Origin of the sequence: Bacillus sp. ILBB4, assembly GCF_035064545.1 — a bacterium.
In the GTDB taxonomy this organism is placed as follows: Bacteria; Bacillota; Bacilli; order Bacillales; family Bacillaceae_H; genus Priestia.
In genome coordinates, this window is sequence record NZ_JAIQVD010000008.1 from 67817 (window position 1) to 86219 (window position 18403).

Genomic DNA, 18403 nt, shown 5'->3' on the forward strand with positions numbered 1-18403 from the left:
CTTTATTTGGCTACTGCTTTTTTCATTAAATCTGTAATGTACGTAAAGAACGCTTCAGCTGTGACATCATATACGACATCTACAGGTCGTCCCTCTTGGGAAATTTCTGTTCTTCCTTGGCTCGGTGTTTCTGTATGCACAATACTCGAAACGGTTTTTACCTTCACAAGTGTTGAATTCCCTGTAAATGCTGTTGTGAGTACATCCCACAAATAATATGTTGAATTGGTTTCAACATGCACAAGCGGCGGACAGGCCGCGTAGCACTGCCCTACAAAGTCTACTCCTTCATACCTGCGAAGTGAAGCCCACATTTGACGAATAGCCGGTGTTAATGGAACTTGATTCGTGCTTTCTAAAGCAACCATCTCAATTTTAATTCTGCTTTCCCATACTTTTGCTACTGCTTCTGGATCCCAAAAAGCATTCCATTCCGCCGTTCCATCATGTTCAGGCTCCTGTACATTTCCTACTTCTTGAAATGTACCGCCCATCCACACTAACTTGTCAATTTTCTCTTCTATTTCCGGCGCTTTTTCAAGTGCTCTTGCCAAATCAGTTAATGGTCCTGTAAATAATAAAGTCGTTTTTCCGGCTGTATGTTGTAATGTTTCAATTAAATGATCGTGAGCAGGCAGCTGACTTATTTTTGTTTGCACTTCCCCTTTTTCATTTAAAATCGGCAGTGCATCTACATAAAATGTATGCATGCGCCATTCTTTTGGAAATGGGTTCATACCGCGTGAAGTAGATTTGGCTACCTCAATATCATAACTTCCAAAACGATCAATAATTTTTTGGCTTGCGCTGATACCTGGCTCTAGGTATCCGTCAGCGGGAATAACAGATACCCCTGTTACCTTTACATCATCCATTTGCAGCAGCAAAAAAAGGGATACTAAATCATCAATACCTGCATCATGGTTAAAATATATGTTTGTACTCATTTCTCTTCTCCTCTTTCCTATGTATTGCTAACTAATGTTTAGCTATACCGCTATTTTATAATGAAATGACTCGTTTCGTAATCAAAGTATTATGAATTTCTTTTACTATTTTCTATAATGGGTATAGAAATAAGGTAATCTATGTATAGACATATACATCTCAGTATAGAAAGGAGAAATAAAATGGAGCAATCATTTTCAGCATTAGTGGTAGATAAAAAAAGGGAAGACCAAGTGGAGGCGTCTGTCCAAGAACTGACGCTAAACGATTTGCCAGAAGGCGATGTACTTATTCGCGTTCATTATTCAGGGGTGAATTATAAAGATAGCTTAGCCAGCATCGCAAACGGCAATATTGTGACAAGCTATCCGTTTGTCCCAGGAATCGACCTAGCAGGAGTTGTTGTATCTTCTGACAGCCCTGATTTTAAAGAAGGTGATCGTGTCATTGCAACAAGCTATGACATTGGCGTATCACACTTTGGAGGCTATAGTGAGTATGCGCGCATACGCAGCGAATGGATTGTCCCTCTTCCTGAAAATTTAACGTTAAAAGAAGCAATGATTATCGGAACAGCTGGCTTTACAGCTGCTTTATCTGTGCATCGCTTAGAGGAAAACCATACTAGTCCCTCTAATGGCTCTGTGCTTGTAACAGGCGCTACGGGAGGTGTAGGAAGCTTTGCGGTTGCCATTCTTTCAAAATTAGGCTACACAGTGGAAGCAAGTACGGGAAAAAGCTCGGAAGCAGCTTATTTGAAAGAGCTTGGCGCTTCCTCTATTGTAGCGCGTGAAGACGTTTATAACGGCAAATTAAAAGCATTAGGCAAGCAAAAATGGGCCGCTGCGGTGGATCCTGTGGGCGGAGAGCCTCTAGCTTCTGTTCTCAGTCAAATTCAGTACGGAGGCTCTGTAGCTGTCAGCGGGCTAACAGCTGGAGGCAAAGTGCCAACAACCGTCTTTCCCTTCATTTTAAGAGGGATTAATTTATTAGGTATCGATTCTGTTTACTGTCCAATGCCTACTCGAAAAGAAATTTGGAATAGACTCGCTAATGACTTTAAGCCTGAAAGCTTCGAACCTTTCATTCAGCAGGAAATTTCACTACAACAGCTCCCTGAGGTACTTCCGACTTTATTAAAAGGACAAGCTCGAGGACGAACAATTGTGAAGCTATAAAAAAACGGAGAAACCTAGGTTTCTCCGTTTTTTTACGAACAGAAGCATGTTATTATACATCTATTTTTGCTATTAAATCCGTCACTAATTCTTTCATGGTCACATCGGCTAAGACTTGTTCCATGGCATCTTGAGAACGTTTTAAAATCAATTCAAGGACACTTTGAATATTGGCTCCTACAGGACACTCCACATTCGGATTTTCATGCATTTGAAACAATTCTCCTTCTTCCACTGCTGCCACCGCTCGATAAACGTCTAACAACGTTATCTCTTCTAAATCTTTCAATAGATAAGCTCCGCCAGCTCCGGCTTTTACACCCACGAGTCCAGCTTTCTTTAACATCCCAATTACTCGTCTTATAACAACAGGATTTGTATTTACACTGCTAGCAATCCACTCTGAAGTACTAGGGTGACTGCTATCTACTTTAATTAAAGATAGTATGTGAACGGCCACGGTGAATCGACTGCTAATTTTCATTGCTCTCACTCCTATTTTGTTGTAATCATTATAGTTACAACATTTATGAAAGTCAAGCATGCTTTTTTAGGAAAGAATGTCCTCTTCTACCGCCTCATAAAAGCGCAGCGTTTTCTTGATTTCCATAGCTTCAGAACATGCTTTCATTTTCTTTTTATTCGCTTCTTTATGTTCGTTCACATGTTCTTCTCTTGAGATCCACGCTTGAAAGAACTGCTTGTCTTCCCACTTGGATACAAGGACATATTCAACTTTATCTGCGGAATATTTTTTCCAGCATTCGAACGATAAATTTCCTTTGGCTGCCTCAATTTCTGCTTTGTTTTTGTTAGCTTTTTGCTTGAGCTGTTCTTCAAATTTCTTTTCTGCTTCAAAACTTGCGTTTACAACAAACATCTTATCTTCCTTTCTAAATGAAAGTAATTCTCATTCAATTATTGCACAGTAATTTTATTTTTTCAATTTATATGGATAAATTACAGAAGCCCAAAAAGACCGCTGTTTAAGCGGTCTTCTTTTTTACAAATGTTTTCTATGCACTGTTTTTCCATCATACGTAAAGGCGATTGGCTTGCCTTCCATTACCGTTTCTAAATGAACGGGGCGGCCCCAAAGCTGATGAACGTACGGTACCACTTTTTCTAAGTATTTGACATCTAATTCAATTCCTTCATACCAGTGTTTTAAATAGAGCTCTCCATTTTTTAAATAGTCTCCATTGGTTACTGTGATGTAAGGAAATCCGCCGTTTACGCGCATATTAACAAGCTGATCTCTAACTTCTGTCCACTCTTTGTCGACGATTTTATAGTCTTTTCCTTGTTTTTGGAATAAGTACATATCCTCCCGCATGACTAAATCTTTTGTTAAGTAATTGCGGATAAAGGAAATATCTGATTCAACCTCACGTACCTCAAACATCTTCTCTCTTCCTGATCCAGGCTCCACGCCCCGGCGAATCATATCTTCTGTTGGATTATTGTAGCGTTCTTCAATGTCTTCAAAGATTTTTAATCCTAAATAATATGGATTGATTCCCGTCTTAGACGGCTGCACAACCCCTGCATTTAGCTTGGCGAATTCTATCGCTTCATCACTCGTTAAGTCCATTTCTCGAATAATGCGCTGATGCCAGAAAGAAGCCCAGCCTTCATTCATAATTTTCGTTTCAAGCTGCGGCCAGAAATAAAGCATTTCTTCTCGCATCATCGTTAAAATATCCCGCTGCCAATCCTCTAAATAAGGACTGTATTCTTCAATAAATAATAAGATATCTTTTTCAGGCTGAGGCGGAAATTTTTTAAAAGACTTTGGAGGTTTTGGTTTTTTCTTTTCTTTATAATCCAAATTCCATAAATCATCGTAAGGAGAAATGATTTCTTCTTCCGATGATTCTACATCATCTATGCTCCAAGAAAGCTTGGCACGCATAAGAGACGGATCAATATGTTCCTGAATCGATAGGACAGCATCCAAAAACTTTTCTACTTCACGCTTACCGTGCTTTACTTCGTATTCTTTAATTCGATCAGCGGTCGCTGCCATACTTTCTACCATATCCCGTTTAGTGTTGGCAAAACGACTGTTATTTTTAAAGAAGTCACAGTGGGCTAACACGTGAGCTACAATTAATTTATTCTGAATAAGCGCATTGGAATCCAATAAAAATGCATAACAAGGATCTGAATTGATAACTAATTCATAAATTTTACTCAATCCAAGATCGTAGTGTAATTTCATTTTGTAAAATTGTTTTCCAAAGCTCCAATGTGAAAAACGAGTTGGCATCCCATATGCACCAAACGTATAAATAATATCTGCCGGGCAAATTTCATAGCGCATCGGATAAAAATCTAAGCCGAAACCGCTAGCTATTTCCGTAATTTCATCAATCGCACGGTATAATTGCTTATAATCTGCTTCTTTCACGACAGCTCCCCCTTTCACTCCTTACTTCAATCTATGTACAAACATGTCAATTCATGTGTTTTCATCAAAAAGAAGCTTTATTTTTTCAAGAAAAGGGGATTTTTATTTAGTTGTCTTAAATAATGGATGTAATATAACTGTTATGCTGCATCATTCTTTGCCTTTCTTATCATTTATCCGGTGCTGTACGTTTATTCTTCTTGCATAATGACTACAACCTCTTTTAATTATGCACTGGTCTTTTGCCCAACATTTACAGCGTAAGAATTCCCGCAAATATCATACACTAATTTCAACTCCTCAAAAGGAGGAACGTTATTAATGGATGTAATTGATTATGATCGAGCTTTGTATTACACACACCGTTCACAATGGGATAACTTATTAATTTTAATGGTTCGAACAGACGACGATTTTCTTTCAAAAAAGATTGAACATTTTTTGCACGCCTACAATTTTGAACGAAACTACCGCATCATTCAAGAAGAGCTTTATTCTTTACTACGCTACATTGATCATGCAACGGAATATTCGGAGCACAACCCGGAGCTTCTGGAAGAATCATTGTACTAGTATTTTTGATACACACACTTGGACAAAGAAGGGATGAATTCCCTTCTTTATTTTTTTATGTTGCACTAAAAATATGCATACTTTATTTCAAAAAACATTAAATAATATATGTAAACATATTTATTTTTATCGTTGACATAAAAGCGAATTCGACGTACAATCTTCAGTACATACGCTAAGATATTTCAGTACATACTGGGAGGAACATATATGAGTACTAAAAGGTTTCGCACATTAGATTTAACGCTAGCCGGTATGTTTGCGGCTCTTATGGCTATTGGTGCAAACATTACTTCTTGGGCACCTTTTTTACAAGTAGGCGGCGTGCCTCTTTCACTTCAGCCTTTTTTTGTTATATTAGCAGGACTTTTACTTGGGAGCCGAATGGGTTCTATTTCGATGATTGTATATGTATTAATTGGCATTGCAGGCGCTCCGGTATTTGCTCAATTTAAAGCAGGAATTGGTATTTTATTTGGAAGCACCGGCGGCTTTTTGCTCTCTTATATTGTAGCAGCATTTATCACAGGAAAAATTATGGAAATGCGCGGCAAGCCGACTTTTTCTATCTTTTTAATTTCATCGCTAGTTGGTATTGCCGTTATTTATTTAATTGGTACTACGTATATGTATGTAGCGGTTAATTACTGGCTTGAAGCTCCTGCAATGACATATGCAGCCGCTTGGAAGATTATGTCGTGGTTTGCGGTAAAGGATCTTATTTTTACTGTTCTTGGGGCTATGCTTGCTCCGAGAATTTATAAAGCCCTACGATCTTCTTCGTATTTGTCAAATACGCAATCAAATAAAGTATCATAAAAGAAGCCTGCTCAAGTTTGAGCAGGCTTTACTTTTATACCGTTTTCACTTTATCTAATACCCGTTCTACTTCACCCATTACAGCTGTTTGTACAGCTTCTAAATGGGCAATGCTCGTTGCTTCATCTTCTGACACGACGCCAAAATAGAACTTCACCTTTGGCTCTGTACCAGACGGACGAAGGCAGAACCAAGAACCGTCTTCTAAGATATATTTTAATACATTTGATTTTGGTAATGTAATTTCTTCTACTTTTCCTGCTTTAATCTGCTGACGCTCGCTTAATGTATAATCCTCTACAACCGAAACATTTAATCCTGCAATGTCAGTAGGAGGTTCATTTCTAAATGTAGCCAAAATATGCTGAATTTGCTCAGATCCTTCTTTTCCTTTAAGCGTTAAAGATTTCAGACCTTCACGATAGAAGCCATATTTAGTAAACACTTGCTGAAGCGCTTCATATAGCGTCATGCCCTGCTTTTTATAATAAGCACAAGCTTCTACTGCTAGAATGGCTGCTTGTACAGCGTCTTTGTCACGAGCAAAGTCACCAATTAAATAGCCGTAGCTTTCTTCATAACCGAATTGGAATGTATACTCGCCCGTTTGCTCATATTGCTTAATTTTTTCACCGATAAATTTAAAACCTGTTAGAGTGTCAACAACTTGCAGTCCAAATGAACGAGCAATTTGTGCGCCGATTTCTGATGTTACAATCGTTTTTAACACAACGCCATTAGCAGGCAGCACGCCTTTTTCTTTCTTTTGAGAAAGCAAATAGTGAAGCAATAAAGCACCCGTTTGGTTTCCTGTTAATAACGCATATTCGCCGCTTGGATCTTTGACAGCAATTCCTAAACGGTCTGCATCTGGATCCGTTGCGATTAAGATATCTGCATCAATTTCTTTTCCTTTACGAACAGCATATTCAAATGCAGCCGGCTCTTCAGGATTCGGAGATTTAACCGTCGAGAAATTTGGATCAGGAAGTTCTTGTTCTTCAATAACCGTGACATTTTCGTAACCGATGGATTGAAGCGCGTTGCGAACTGGCTTATTAGCTGTACCATGTAGAGGTGTAAACACTACCTTTAAGTCTTTACCTGTTTCAGAAGCTAGCTCTGGATTAATTAAAATCGTTTTTAGTTTCTCATTGTATGCTTCGTCAATCGCTGAACCAATCATTTCAATAAGACCTTTTTCTTTTAGCTCCGCTTCAGATTGAACAGCTAATGTAAGTTCATTTTCCACAGCATTTACAAAGCCAACTAGTTCATCAGCTTCTTTTGGCGGCAGCTGACCACCGTCTGGACCATATACTTTGTATCCGTTATATTCAGGAGGATTGTGGCTCGCTGTAATAACAATACCTCCAAATGCGTTTAGCTCACGCACTGCAAATGAAAGTTCAGGTGTTGGTCTTAGCTCTTCAAATACATACGTTTTAATTCCCTGACTTGCTAATGTTTTTGCTGCTTCCATCGCAAATTCAGGCGATTTGTGGCGAGAATCATACGCAATGACTACGCCTTGCTTGATAGCTTCTTCACCAGCTTGTTTAATGTACTCAGCAAAGCCTTCGGAAGCTTTTCGGATTGTATACGTATTCATACGGTTTGTACCCGCTCCAATTTCCCCACGCATTCCGCCTGTTCCAAATTCCAATGTTTTGTAAAAACTATCTTCTAATTGTTTTTCATCACCTTTGATTGCGTCTAAATTTTGACGTAATTCAGGATCTAAATTTGGATGATTGATCCAAGATGTATACGTTTCTTTCCAACTCATAAAAAAAAGCCCCCTTATATAAATGTAAATATGTATGAAAAGAGAAAAACGAGTAATCGTCTTTCTCTTTTTTTAACAGTCATATTATATTTCTTCGTCCAAATTTGACTTCCTGCTATTATATTATGGCTGTATTGACAAATTTTGAGGTACTTTTTTATTTTATCATGAAATACCTGTCATACGGTTAACTTTTTCATCTACTGGTACAACTGCGTCATGAAGGTGCTGTTCTAATTCATCCGTATAAGCTTTTGTTTGCTCAGGCGTCCACTTTAACTCTTCGGCCATATGAGCAATCACTTGTTTTTTCCAGCTTCTTACCCAGTTGATATCAAAGAATAAAGCGCCCGTACGTCTAATGAAGAAGTCCACTGGTTTTGAAACCATTTCTTCTTCTATGCCATATTGAATTTGCAGAAATACACTAGCTGGAAGGTCGCTGTTTTTTAGCTGATCGGGACGTTCAATCATGTAGCGGTATACTTTATCTACGTTTGAACCATAGCGTTTTACAAGCTTTTCAGCAGCGTCACGTGATAACCCTAGTTTGATGCCTTCTTTGACTTTTTGCTCTACAAACGTTGGGAACCCACCTGAACCGCCTACATTACCTCCAGAAATAGGTAAATGTTTAGTTTGACAGCTTTCAAATTCGCGTCCTTCTGCTTTAAAATCTTCAGCTACGCGATTTACGACAATTTCAGCCATTTTACGGTACCCAGTTAATTTCCCTCCAGCGATTGTAATTAAACCTGATTCTGATGTCCAGATTTCATCTTTACGCGAGATTTCAGAAGGATCTTTTCCTTGTTCGTGAATAAGTGGACGAACACCCGCCCAGCTTGATTCTACGTCGTCTACTGTAATATCAACCGTTGGGAACATATAGTTAATCGCATCAATAACATATTGACGGTCTTTTACAGTCATACGCGGATGTCTAGCGTCTTCTTTATAGACCGTGTCTGTTGTGCCCACATATGTTTTTCCATCACGCGGAATTGCAAACACCATACGTCCATCAGGTGTATCAAAATAAATGGCTTGTTTTAATGGAAAGCGCTCTTGATCAATAACTAAGTGAATTCCTTTTGTTAATTGAAGCTGCTTGCCTTTTTTTGAATTATCTTTTTCACGCAGCGTGTCCACCCATGGACCTGCAGCGTTGACGATTTTTTTTGCATAAATATTATATTCTTTATTCGTAAGCTGATCACGAACAACAACCCCCACTACTTTTCCTTTATCGTAGATGAAGTTTTCCACTTTTGTGTAATTGACTAAGTCTGCTCCTCTTGCGGCAGCTTCTTTAGCTACTTCAATCGTTAAACGTGCATCATCTGTTTTATATTCAACGTAGTAACCGCCGCCTTTTAAATCTTTAGATTTCACCAATGGCTCGCGGCTAAGCGTTTCTTCTGCGCTAAACATTTTGCGGCGCTCTGAGCGTTTTACACCAGCTAAAAAATCATATACGCGCAGTCCAATTGAAGTTGAGAATTTACCGAATGTTCCACCCGTATGGAAAGGTAACAGCATCCACTCCGGAGTCGTTACATGAGGCCCATTTTCATATACGATGGCACGTTCTTTACCAACTTCGGCTACCATTTTAACTTCAAACTGTTTTAAATAGCGTAGACCGCCGTGAACAAGCTTCGTTGAACGACTAGATGTTCCTGCTGCGAAATCCTGCATTTCAACTAATGCCGTTTTCATGCCTCGATGAGTCGCATCAAGCGCAATACCTGACCCAGTAATTCCCCCACCAATTACTAGTAAATCATATTGATTTTGTGTCATGTCTACCAATTTATTCGAACGTGTTTGACTTGAAAACATACGTCATTCCCCTTTCAATTTTTAAAGATATCAAATTTTTCCAATATACAAAAAAGAGAGACCACAAATCACATATATAGTATGTCTATATATGGATCTGTGGTCTCTCCGATTCTCCAACCAATTTATTAACTTGATTAAATTATATCATACATGAGCTTTTAATTAAAGTGTTTTCATCAAATAATTACTTAAAAGCCATTGTTGCATGTACGGCTTTTTTCCAGCCGCTATATAATTCTTCACGCTTTTCTTCTTCCATATTTGGTTCGAAAGATTTTTCCATATTCCACTGCTGCGCAATTTCATCGCAATCTTTCCAGTAGCCGACCGCAAGACCCGCTAAATATGCTGCCCCAAGAGCCGTTGTTTCATTCACTTGAGGACGCTCAACCGGAACGTTTAACACATCACTTTGGAACTGCATTAAGAAATTATTCTTAACTGCTCCCCCGTCTACACGCAATGTTTTTAATGTAATTCCAGAATCTGCTTCCATCGCACTTAATACATCTCTTGTTTGATAAGCCAGTGATTCAAGCGTTGCACGGATAAAGTGTTCTTTTTTTGTACCACGAGTCAACCCAAACATCGCTCCCCGTACATCGCTATCCCAATAAGGTGTTCCAAGTCCTACGAAAGCTGGCACAATATATACACCGTCTGTAGACTCTACTCGCGTTGCATAGTTTTCAGTTTCAGCCGCATTTTTAAACATTCTTAAACCGTCGCGAAGCCACTGAATAGCAGATCCTGCTACAAAAATACTGCCTTCAAGCGCATATTCTACCTTACCGTTAATCCCCCATGCTAATGTAGTTAATAAGCCGTGATCGGACTTAACTGCTTTTTCACCCGTATTCATGAGCATAAAGCAGCCTGTTCCATAGGTGTTTTTCGCCATTCCTTTTTCATAGCACGCTTGCCCAAATAAAGCGGCTTGCTGATCCCCTGCTGCTCCAGCAATTGGAATGTTTTTACCAAAGAAATGATAATCTACTGTATGGGCGTATACTTCAGAAGAAGGCTTTACTTCTGGAAGCATTGATTTCGGTACCCCTAAGATATCTAGCAGTTCATCATCCCATTTTAAATCGTAGATATTGAACATAAGCGTGCGGGATGCGTTTGAGTAATCCGTTACATGCGCCTTTCCGCCTGATAGCTTCCAAATTAACCATGTATCAATTGTTCCAAATAACAATTCACCGTTTTCTGCTTTTTCTCGTGCACCTTCTACGTTATCTAAAATCCACTTCACTTTTGTTCCAGAGAAGTATGCATCAATTAATAATCCCGTTTTGTCGCGGAACGTATCATTTAATCCTTTTGCTTTTAATTCTTCACAAATACCAGACGTTTGTCGAGACTGCCATACAATTGCATTGTACACCGGCTTCCCTGTTGTTTTTTCCCATACTACTGCTGTTTCACGCTGATTGGTAATCCCAATTCCTTCGATTTGATCCGCATGAACACCTGACTCAGATAAACAAGATGCGATAACTGCTAGGATAGAACCCCAAATTTCACTTGCATTATGCTCTACCCAACCTGGTTTTGGAAAGTACTGTGTAAACTCTTTTTGAGCTACATGTACAACTTCACCTTTTTTATTAAATAACATTGCTCGTGAGCTTGTTGTTCCTTGGTCTAAAGATAAAATAAATTTTTCCATATCAATATCCCCTATTCTCTGTATATTGTCGTTTCTTTATTGTACATAGTTAGATGGTAAAGCTCATTCATTTTTTCGGTACTACTGCTGATTGAAACTGTGCTGCCTTTTGTTTAGAAACAGCGTAGATAACTGCTAAAACAATCAGCGCTAGACTTAAAACAACCCATAAGCTGCTTGACATTTTATTTAAAAATGCCGCTTGGTAAAATACTGCCCCAATTGATCCGCCTACTAAAGGACCCACTACTGGCACCCAAGCATATTTCCAGTTCGAGCTGCCTTTGCCAGGTATGGGCAAGATAGCATGAGCAATACGAGGTCCTAAATCACGAGCAGGGTTGATGGCATAGCCTGTTGTTCCTCCTAATGATAAACCAATACTTACGATTAAAAATCCTACTACTAAAGGATTTAATCCATCTGTAAATTTATTTGCTCCAATTGCTAAGATTCCTACTACTAATACAAACGTTCCAATCGCCTCACTTAAAACGTTTGCAAATGGGTTAGCAATTGCTGGCCCCGTTGCGAATACGCCTAATTTTGTACCAGCATCTTTTGTTTCTTTCCAGTGTGGAAGATAGTGTAAATAAACAACTGTTGCACCAAGAATGGCTCCAATAAACTGAGCTAAGATGTACATCGGTACTTGTGACCATGGAAAATCACCTGTAATAGCAAGCGCTACGGTTAACGCTGGATTTAAGTGTGCCCCACTCATATTACCAACCGCATATGCTGCCATCGCTACTGCCATTCCCCATCCCATTGTGATAACGATCCATCCCGAATTAGCAGCAAACGATTTTTTTAAATTGACGCCCGCACATACACCAGCGCCAAGGATAATTAAAATCATTGTTCCAATTATTTCTCCTAAGAATGCTTGCATATAAATAACCTCCCCTTTGTATGAAAACGATTAAAATGACAAGAAAATAAGAAAATCCACAATACATCCCCCTAATAAAATCATTAAAAGGCTATACCGTGGATCTCCTATTCTCCCTCACATCTATTAACTTATCTAGAAGTTTACTAGATGATGAAAGCGTTGTCAAACAGTTTTTTTAAGTTGAAATACTCCACAGTTCTCTATTTGATGTTGTAACAGCAGAAGCCCCGGCTTCTAAAGCATTATGAACTTCTTCTGCCGTTCGTATCAAGCCTCCAGCTAACACCGGAATGCCCGTTTCAGCTTTAACTTCTTGGATTAAAGTGGGCACAATTCCAGGAAGAAGCTCAATATAATCCGGTTTTACTTTCTTCATTAACTCATAGCTTTTCTTCAAAGCTGTGCTGTCCAATAAAAAGACCCGTTGAATGGCATAAATCCCTCTTTGTTTAGCTTTTAAAATAACGTTTGTTCTTGTCGAAATAATTCCCGCAGGCTTAAACTCCTGACACAAAAAATCAACCGCATACTCATCGTGCTTTAAGCCGTGAATTAAATCTAAATGAATGATTAGCTTCTTTTCATGCTTATGGACCTCTTTCATAATTCCTTTTAGCATGCCCACTTGATTGTCTAAAAGAACTCCGTACTCATAATTACTTACTAAAAATTTTTCCAATTGCTTCATATCTCGAACAGCGGGTAATACCGATTGTCCATGAAAACTCATGTTTTCCCCTCTTTTCCATGGTTAGTCCACAAAATTCATTGTAATAGTTTTTATTATGGCAAAAGTTGAAATAAAAAACACCATGCATTTGCATGATGTTTTTAGAAACTGCGTTATTTTTTATATTTAATATTGTAAACGTCATGGCGTCGGTCTTTTAATTGACGAACCGTTCCCGATTGACGCTGGCGACGAAGAATTTCTAAATCTACATCTCCAATAACTACCATTTCAATATTAGGATTACATTCTCCTACAATACCGTCTCGTGCAAATTCAAAGTCAGACGGTGCAAAAATAGCAGACTGAGCATACTGAATATCCATGTTTTCTGTTTCAGGCAAGTTTCCAACTGTACCTGCGATAACCGTATAAATTTGGTTTTCGATCGCGCGCGCCTGAGAGCAGTATCTTACGCGCAGATAACCTTGACGGTCTTCCGTACAGAATGGTGTAAAAATAATATTTGCACCTTTATCGGTAGCAATACGGGCAAGCTCCGGAAATTCAATGTCATAGCAAATTTGGATCGCAATTTTACCGCAATCTGTATCAAACACTTCAACTTTATCTCCTGGGCTAATTCCCCACCATTTTCTTTCATTAGGTGTAATATGCACTTTGTACTGCTTTTCAATTGTTCCATCTCGGCGGAATAGATAGGCAATATTAAAGATATCTCCATTATCTTCTTCGACAAAGTGGGATCCTCCAATAATATTTACGTTATATTTAACCGCTAAGTTAGTAAATAGCTCAATGTACTCTTCCGTATATTCTGCTACGCGCTGAACCGCTTTGCTTGGGATCTTTTCATTCAAGAAAGACATTAGCTGAGTTGTGAAAATTTCCGGGAATACGCAGAAGTCGGCTTTTGCATCATAAGCAACATCTGTATAATATTCTACCTGTGTTGCAAACTCTTCAAATGAATTGATCTGTTTCATCATATACTGAACAACACAAATACGCACTGGGAATGATGTTTTAAAATGGCGTTTTGAACGGCGAACGTAATCTACGTTGTTCCATTCCATCAACGTTGCATACTTATTAGAAGCTAGATCATCAGGAAGATAACCAGGGTTTATACGCATAAGCGTAAATCCGTTCATTAGCTGAAAAGATAGCACTGGATCATAAATTTTATGATGAATAACTTGCTCTACATATTCTCTAGGCGACATTTCAGCTGAATGCTTATGGTAATTAGGAATTCTTCCTCCAATGATGATACTTTTCAGGTTCAATTCACGTGCTAAATCTTTACGCGCTTCATATAAGCGACGTCCTATTTTCATGCCGCGATACTTTGGATGAACCATTACTTCAATCCCATACAGATTGTAGCCTTCCGGGTTATGATTTGTAATGTATCCTTCGTCTGTAATATCGTCCCACGTATGCTGATCATCGTACTCATCAAAGTTCACAATCAAGCTTGAACAAGATCCGATAATTTCCCCGTCGTACTCTGCACATATTTGTCCTTCTGGAAAAATGGCCAGGTGACTTTCAAGCTGTTCTTTTTTCCACGGATCCATTCCCGGGAATGATAGCTTTTGAAGCGCTAAAATTTCATCTATATCGTCCGGTTTGATGTTACGAATAATCATTTTTTTCTCGAATTTTGATAAATCTATTGTAGACATACGCTCAAACAACCCTTTCTCTCTCTTCATTAGGCAATTAGTTTCCCTGTTTTTTATTATAATAAACATTATTAAAAATTCAAAAAATACCGTTCATATAGTCAGCTATATGAACGGTATTTTCTATTTGCAAATATTTAATTTTATGGATGTTTTTTTATTAGGATAATTTTCAATAAATCCTGGCCCTAAAGAGACTTTAATGCCATCTATTTTATATACATTATAGCGTTCACCGCGATTTAACGTACGAATCTTTACCCATTTTCCTTTTTCTTCCTTCAATAAAACCATCGGTGATTGAATCGTTACAAAACCAATTTGGCCTTTTGAGAGCTTTTTCGTTTTACAAAGATTCTGGGCGACTGGAGCACTGCTTATTTTGTATTTGTTTTTAACAGCGATTGAATCAAAACTTTGAGAATGGAATTGACCAATAACCACTTTTGTACCGGTTTGAACACGGTCAAACAGCCAGCGTACCTCTTCATCATACATACGAATGCACCCAGAACTTGCGTAAGTCCCGATAGAACTTGGATTATTATTTCCATGAATAGCATACGTCGTTCCATATGTTCCGCGCGCATTTAATCCTAGCCAGCGATCACCTAGCGGATTCCTAGGATCCCCTCCCCGAATGTTGTCTTTATAATAAGGCCGGTTTTTAATTTTATTCACAATGCTAAAGGTACCCTCTGGTGTATAACTCATCTGCCTCCCCGTCGCAACTTTGAACGTCCTTACTAATTTTCCTCTATCATAAAAAACAAGGGTGTTAGTAGATTTGTTAATAATAATAAGTTGATTTGACGCCGCAGACGCATTGCCTGTCAGACCCATCCCCGCGAGTAAAAAAACAAGCCCAACAAAAAAAACAGCTACCTTTTTCATTTATCGACTCCCCCAATTTCTCTTATATCTATATAAGAAAAGTATAGGATGAAAGGCAAACCATCAGAACACTTTTTACCTTATAAGTCAAAATACAATAAAATCTTTCACGCACCCCTTTTTACTGACAAGAAACAATAAATGTACATAACAAAAAAACGGCCCTTTAAAGAGCCGTTTCATTTGTATTTAAAGCTTCACTTCAACTTTTGCATTTTTCTTAAGTTCTTCAACTTTTTTCTCCAATGCTTCTTGTTTCTTTTGTTGTTCAAGCTGCTGCTTAATTTGTGGCTTTACGTCTTCAAGCTTTGGCATTTGAGATTGTTCTTTACCGCCGCTTGCTTGACTTTGGCTTTGTTTTGCAAATTGATCGTAATAATCTTGAATTTCTTTATCTGTTACTTCTGGTGTTTGGATGTCTTTATCTACGTACTGCTGATATTTAATGCTGTCAGCCAGCTCAGACTTTAATTGTGATTGAGTTAGTCCTGCATCTTTTAAAGCCGCTTTAAACTGTTTATCTGTTTTGAACTGCTTTTTCGTTTCTTTTAACTTTTTATTTACTTCTTCATCAGTTGCTTTATAGCCTTTGTTTTCAGCTTCTTGCAATAGCAGCGTTTGACCCACTAAATTGTCAATTGTTTGCTGCTTTACTTGTTTAGCTGCTTCTTTAGATGTTGGGTCTTGTCCCATTTGTTGGTACTGATTTTGTGATGTAGCCAGGGCTGCATTATATTCTTCACCAGAAACTTTTTTACCGTTTACAACTGCTACGGTTTTCTTCTCATCTACTTTTTGTTTATCTAATTTCTTCTGCATTTCTTTTGCTTGCTTTTCCTGCTTTTCCTGAGCCTCTTTTTGCTTCTCAGTTTGTGCAGTTTTCTGATCATCACTTTTTGATTGCTTTGCATCATCGTTTGAACCGCATGCTGTTAAAGCTGCAGCAATTAACCCAATGAGCAATGTATACATCAGTTTTTTCATGATTAATCTCCTTTCATAATCCCAAACGATTATTAGCTATTCGAAAAAATCATCTAGGGGGCATTGTATATGATATAGGCGTAAAAAGAAACCATTTAGGCTAATTTTAAACATATGTAATAAGATTGAAACGTTTTGTAATCTTATGAAAGATAAATGCTCTTCTTTATACGGCCTGTCTAATCATAACATTATTTAGTATGATTTACATAATTTACAGTTCGTTATACATCTGTATTATTTCAATTTATTTGTTATATGAAAAACGATAGTATTTGATTTCATATTTCTATAAGAACTTTATACGAGCTTAACGATATCACAAGTTCTTTTTTTATCCAATTGAAAGCCGAAATTCATAAAAAAAAAAGAAAAAAGCATGGGATAATCATGCTTTTTTCTTTTCAATTTATGTATGAATTATAAAACGATTCATACGAATACGTAATCAAATTGTTTTCTTTTGCAAAACATTCAATAGAAACAGGAAATAAGAATCCGTATTTTTTTAAAATTGCAATATTTTTTTCGAATTGCTCGCAGTCGCTTTCTTCAATCGGCCGATGCTGAATCGCTTCAATCACGGCAATTATTGTCTGAAGGCTACTTATGACTTGCAATGCTTCATCGAGTAAGCCATTATATAAATGGTCTGTACAGTGATCTGGATTTAATAATTCATCAGGATTAAGCTTATCTACAGATACATACCGAGGTAACAAGTCATAGCGAAGCTGTTCAGTCAACTCTTCTATGTAATTCTCCATTTCTGGCGGAGCTGCTTGGGCAATTTTCATGGTTACCCCCCCTTTTTTCTCTTAACTTATGTCTCTTTGTTTAGCATAACATAAACATAAAACGAGAACTTCAGGTAGTTATTTCCTCCTAATTATTTACAAGTTCTTTTTAAAGATTAAAGGATATTTACTAGTATGTAAGGAAGGGATTAAATATGAGTATACACGGCCAATGGCTAGAAGATAAAATCGCAAAAAATGATGCAGGTCAAACCATTGAAGATTATTTAAAAACGAAATGGCGTATTCCTAAAAAAACGTTGCATCAGTTTCGGATGAATAAAAATGTGCTTATAAATGGTGAACCTTTACCATGGAGAAATATGCTTAAGGAAGATGATACAGTGTCACTCCCTTTTTTTGAAGCAGAGCCTGATGAAATAACACCTTACAATGTTGATATAGAGATTTTGTTTGAAGATGAGCACGTACTAATCGTAAACAAACCAATAAACCTAGATACTCATCCTTCATCAGAGCAAGACCAAAAAACTCTTTTAAATGCTGTAGCTGCTTATTTTCAAAAAGTAGGCCTCAAAACAAAGCCTAGACACGTTCACCGTTTGGACAGCGATACATCAGGTGCTATCTTATTCACGAAGCATTTTGTAGCAAGCTCTGTGTTTGATCAGCTGCTGGCTGAACGTAAAATTAATCGGACTTATATTGCCCTCGTCCAAGGAATCATAAAAAAAGAGGACGGAATCGTCAATGAACCCATTGGACGCGATCGTCATCATGCTACAAGAAGAAGAGTATCTAGAACGGGACAAGCTGCCAAAACACGTTATCGGGTGTTAAAACGCAATACGGCAAAAAACGAAACGCTTATTGAACTTTCGCTCGAAACCGGACGCACTCACCAAATTCGTGTTCATATGAGTCACATCGGCTATCCATTACTTGGCGATACGCTTTATGGAGGAAAGAGATTAAAAGAGCAGCAGCAAGCTTTACACGCCATTAAGCTTTCTTTTATACATCCGTTTACACATCAGCGCGTGTCAGCTGTTGCACCTCCAACTCAGCAAGTCTTTTTGCCTTACAGCAAGTTGCTTTCCTATTAAACATAAAAGAGAGATTAAGACACAACCAGCTAAAGGCAAACAAATAGGAGAAATATGCTCATATGGATCGCTTGAGACACCGCTGCTGATTTCCGTGCAAGACTTCGCTTTCCGCGGGCGGCCGGAGTCTTCGTCTTG

17 protein-coding genes are annotated in these 18403 nt (G+C 38.1%); 4 read left to right on the forward strand and 13 right to left on the reverse strand.

Annotated elements, in window-relative coordinates; all coding sequences use genetic code 11:
- Window positions 1–2: 2 nt before the first annotated feature.
- Window positions 3–947 carry a nucleoside hydrolase gene (locus tag LAV82_RS25060; protein ID WP_064471288.1) on the reverse strand — a complete coding sequence of 315 codons (945 nt, stop codon included), beginning with the start codon at window positions 945–947 and terminating at the stop codon, window positions 3–5.
- Between the two features lie 183 nt (window positions 948–1130).
- Here LAV82_RS25060 and LAV82_RS25065 point away from each other — a divergent pair, with 183 nt between their 5' ends.
- Window positions 1131–2126, forward strand: coding sequence for an NADPH:quinone oxidoreductase family protein (locus LAV82_RS25065; protein WP_013055272.1), 996 nt, complete (start codon window positions 1131–1133; stop codon window positions 2124–2126).
- A gap of 52 nt (window positions 2127–2178) precedes the next feature.
- Here the strand turns inward: LAV82_RS25065 and LAV82_RS25070 are convergent, their stop codons facing one another.
- From LAV82_RS25070 to LAV82_RS25080, 3 genes are all read right to left on the reverse strand, one after another.
- Window positions 2179–2610: an Rrf2 family transcriptional regulator gene (locus LAV82_RS25070; RefSeq protein WP_013055271.1), complete on the reverse strand. Its 432-nt coding sequence runs from the start codon at window positions 2608–2610 to the stop codon at window positions 2179–2181.
- 66 nt (window positions 2611–2676) lie between these two features.
- Window positions 2677–3006, reverse strand: a complete 330-nt coding sequence (locus LAV82_RS25075; protein WP_211078899.1) for an antibiotic biosynthesis monooxygenase family protein — start codon at window positions 3004–3006, stop codon at window positions 2677–2679.
- A gap of 123 nt (window positions 3007–3129) precedes the next feature.
- Window positions 3130–4539, reverse strand: a complete 1410-nt coding sequence (locus LAV82_RS25080) for a SpoVR family protein (RefSeq protein ID WP_013055269.1) — start codon at window positions 4537–4539, stop codon at window positions 3130–3132.
- 321 nt (window positions 4540–4860) lie between these two features.
- Here LAV82_RS25080 and LAV82_RS25085 point away from each other — a divergent pair, with 321 nt between their 5' ends.
- Window positions 4861–5112, forward strand: coding sequence for a YhdB family protein (locus LAV82_RS25085; protein ID WP_013055267.1), 252 nt, complete (start codon window positions 4861–4863; stop codon window positions 5110–5112).
- Between the two features lie 210 nt (window positions 5113–5322).
- The gene (locus LAV82_RS25090; RefSeq protein WP_013055266.1) at window positions 5323–5931 is read left to right on the forward strand and encodes a biotin transporter BioY; all 609 of its coding nucleotides are present in this window, start codon (window positions 5323–5325) and stop codon (window positions 5929–5931) included.
- A gap of 34 nt (window positions 5932–5965) precedes the next feature.
- Here LAV82_RS25090 and LAV82_RS25095 read toward each other — a convergent pair whose 3' ends face one another.
- From LAV82_RS25095 to LAV82_RS25135, 9 genes are all read right to left on the reverse strand, one after another.
- The gene (locus LAV82_RS25095; RefSeq protein ID WP_211078898.1) at window positions 5966–7720 is read right to left on the reverse strand and encodes a phospho-sugar mutase; all 1755 of its coding nucleotides are present in this window, start codon (window positions 7718–7720) and stop codon (window positions 5966–5968) included.
- 165 nt (window positions 7721–7885) lie between these two features.
- Window positions 7886–9565 carry a glycerol-3-phosphate dehydrogenase/oxidase gene (locus LAV82_RS25100; protein WP_013055264.1) on the reverse strand — a complete coding sequence of 560 codons (1680 nt, stop codon included), beginning with the start codon at window positions 9563–9565 and terminating at the stop codon, window positions 7886–7888.
- Window positions 9566–9752: 187 nt separating this feature from the next.
- Window positions 9753–11243, reverse strand: a complete 1491-nt coding sequence (gene glpK, locus LAV82_RS25105; RefSeq protein ID WP_057274975.1) for a glycerol kinase GlpK — start codon at window positions 11241–11243, stop codon at window positions 9753–9755.
- A gap of 67 nt (window positions 11244–11310) precedes the next feature.
- Window positions 11311–12138: an MIP/aquaporin family protein gene (locus LAV82_RS25110; protein WP_499717163.1), complete on the reverse strand. Its 828-nt coding sequence runs from the start codon at window positions 12136–12138 to the stop codon at window positions 11311–11313.
- Window positions 12139–12316: 178 nt separating this feature from the next.
- Window positions 12317–12871 (reverse strand): glycerol-3-phosphate responsive antiterminator, encoded by a 555-nt coding sequence (locus LAV82_RS25115; protein ID WP_013055261.1) that lies wholly within the window; start codon window positions 12869–12871, stop codon window positions 12317–12319.
- Window positions 12872–12984: 113 nt separating this feature from the next.
- Entirely contained in the window at window positions 12985–14523 is a 1539-nt protein-coding gene (locus LAV82_RS25120; protein WP_013055260.1) for a carbon-nitrogen hydrolase family protein, read from the reverse strand.
- 123 nt (window positions 14524–14646) lie between these two features.
- Entirely contained in the window at window positions 14647–15417 is a 771-nt protein-coding gene (locus tag LAV82_RS25125; protein WP_499717164.1) for a L,D-transpeptidase, read from the reverse strand.
- Window positions 15418–15606: 189 nt separating this feature from the next.
- Window positions 15607–16401, reverse strand: coding sequence for a SurA N-terminal domain-containing protein (locus tag LAV82_RS25130; protein ID WP_025752999.1), 795 nt, complete (start codon window positions 16399–16401; stop codon window positions 15607–15609).
- Window positions 16402–16805: 404 nt separating this feature from the next.
- The gene (locus LAV82_RS25135) at window positions 16806–17198 is read right to left on the reverse strand and encodes a DUF5365 family protein (protein WP_211078895.1); all 393 of its coding nucleotides are present in this window, start codon (window positions 17196–17198) and stop codon (window positions 16806–16808) included.
- Between the two features lie 155 nt (window positions 17199–17353).
- Between LAV82_RS25135 and LAV82_RS25140 the strand changes: the two genes are divergently transcribed.
- Window positions 17354–18265: an RluA family pseudouridine synthase gene (locus LAV82_RS25140; RefSeq protein ID WP_211078894.1), complete on the forward strand. Its 912-nt coding sequence runs from the start codon at window positions 17354–17356 to the stop codon at window positions 18263–18265.
- Window positions 18266–18403 lie beyond the last annotated feature (138 nt).

Coding starts and splice junctions, on each gene's coding strand:
- LAV82_RS25110 (WP_499717163.1), bottom strand. CDS start 12,138: ATGCAAGCATTCTTAGGAGAAATAATTGGAACAATGATTTTAATTATC.
- LAV82_RS25090 (WP_013055266.1), top strand. CDS start 5,323: ATGAGTACTAAAAGGTTTCGCACATTAGATTTAACGCTAGCCGGTATG.
- LAV82_RS25085 (WP_013055267.1), top strand. CDS start 4,861: ATGGATGTAATTGATTATGATCGAGCTTTGTATTACACACACCGTTCA.
- LAV82_RS25100 (WP_013055264.1), bottom strand. CDS start 9,565: ATGTTTTCAAGTCAAACACGTTCGAATAAATTGGTAGACATGACACAA.
- LAV82_RS25075 (WP_211078899.1), bottom strand. CDS start 3,006: ATGTTTGTTGTAAACGCAAGTTTTGAAGCAGAAAAGAAATTTGAAGAA.
- glpK (WP_057274975.1), bottom strand. CDS start 11,243: ATGGAAAAATTTATTTTATCTTTAGACCAAGGAACAACAAGCTCACGA.
- LAV82_RS25070 (WP_013055271.1), bottom strand. CDS start 2,610: ATGAAAATTAGCAGTCGATTCACCGTGGCCGTTCACATACTATCTTTA.
- LAV82_RS25140 (WP_211078894.1), top strand. CDS start 17,354: ATGAGTATACACGGCCAATGGCTAGAAGATAAAATCGCAAAAAATGAT.
- LAV82_RS25120 (WP_013055260.1), bottom strand. CDS start 14,523: ATGTCTACAATAGATTTATCAAAATTCGAGAAAAAAATGATTATTCGT.
- LAV82_RS25135 (WP_211078895.1), bottom strand. CDS start 17,198: ATGAAAATTGCCCAAGCAGCTCCGCCAGAAATGGAGAATTACATAGAA.
- LAV82_RS25065 (WP_013055272.1), top strand. CDS start 1,131: ATGGAGCAATCATTTTCAGCATTAGTGGTAGATAAAAAAAGGGAAGAC.
- LAV82_RS25130 (WP_025752999.1), bottom strand. CDS start 16,401: ATGAAAAAACTGATGTATACATTGCTCATTGGGTTAATTGCTGCAGCT.
- LAV82_RS25095 (WP_211078898.1), bottom strand. CDS start 7,720: ATGAGTTGGAAAGAAACGTATACATCTTGGATCAATCATCCAAATTTA.
- LAV82_RS25125 (WP_499717164.1), bottom strand. CDS start 15,417: ATGAAAAAGGTAGCTGTTTTTTTTGTTGGGCTTGTTTTTTTACTCGCG.
- LAV82_RS25060 (WP_064471288.1), bottom strand. CDS start 947: ATGAGTACAAACATATATTTTAACCATGATGCAGGTATTGATGATTTA.
- LAV82_RS25115 (WP_013055261.1), bottom strand. CDS start 12,871: ATGAGTTTTCATGGACAATCGGTATTACCCGCTGTTCGAGATATGAAG.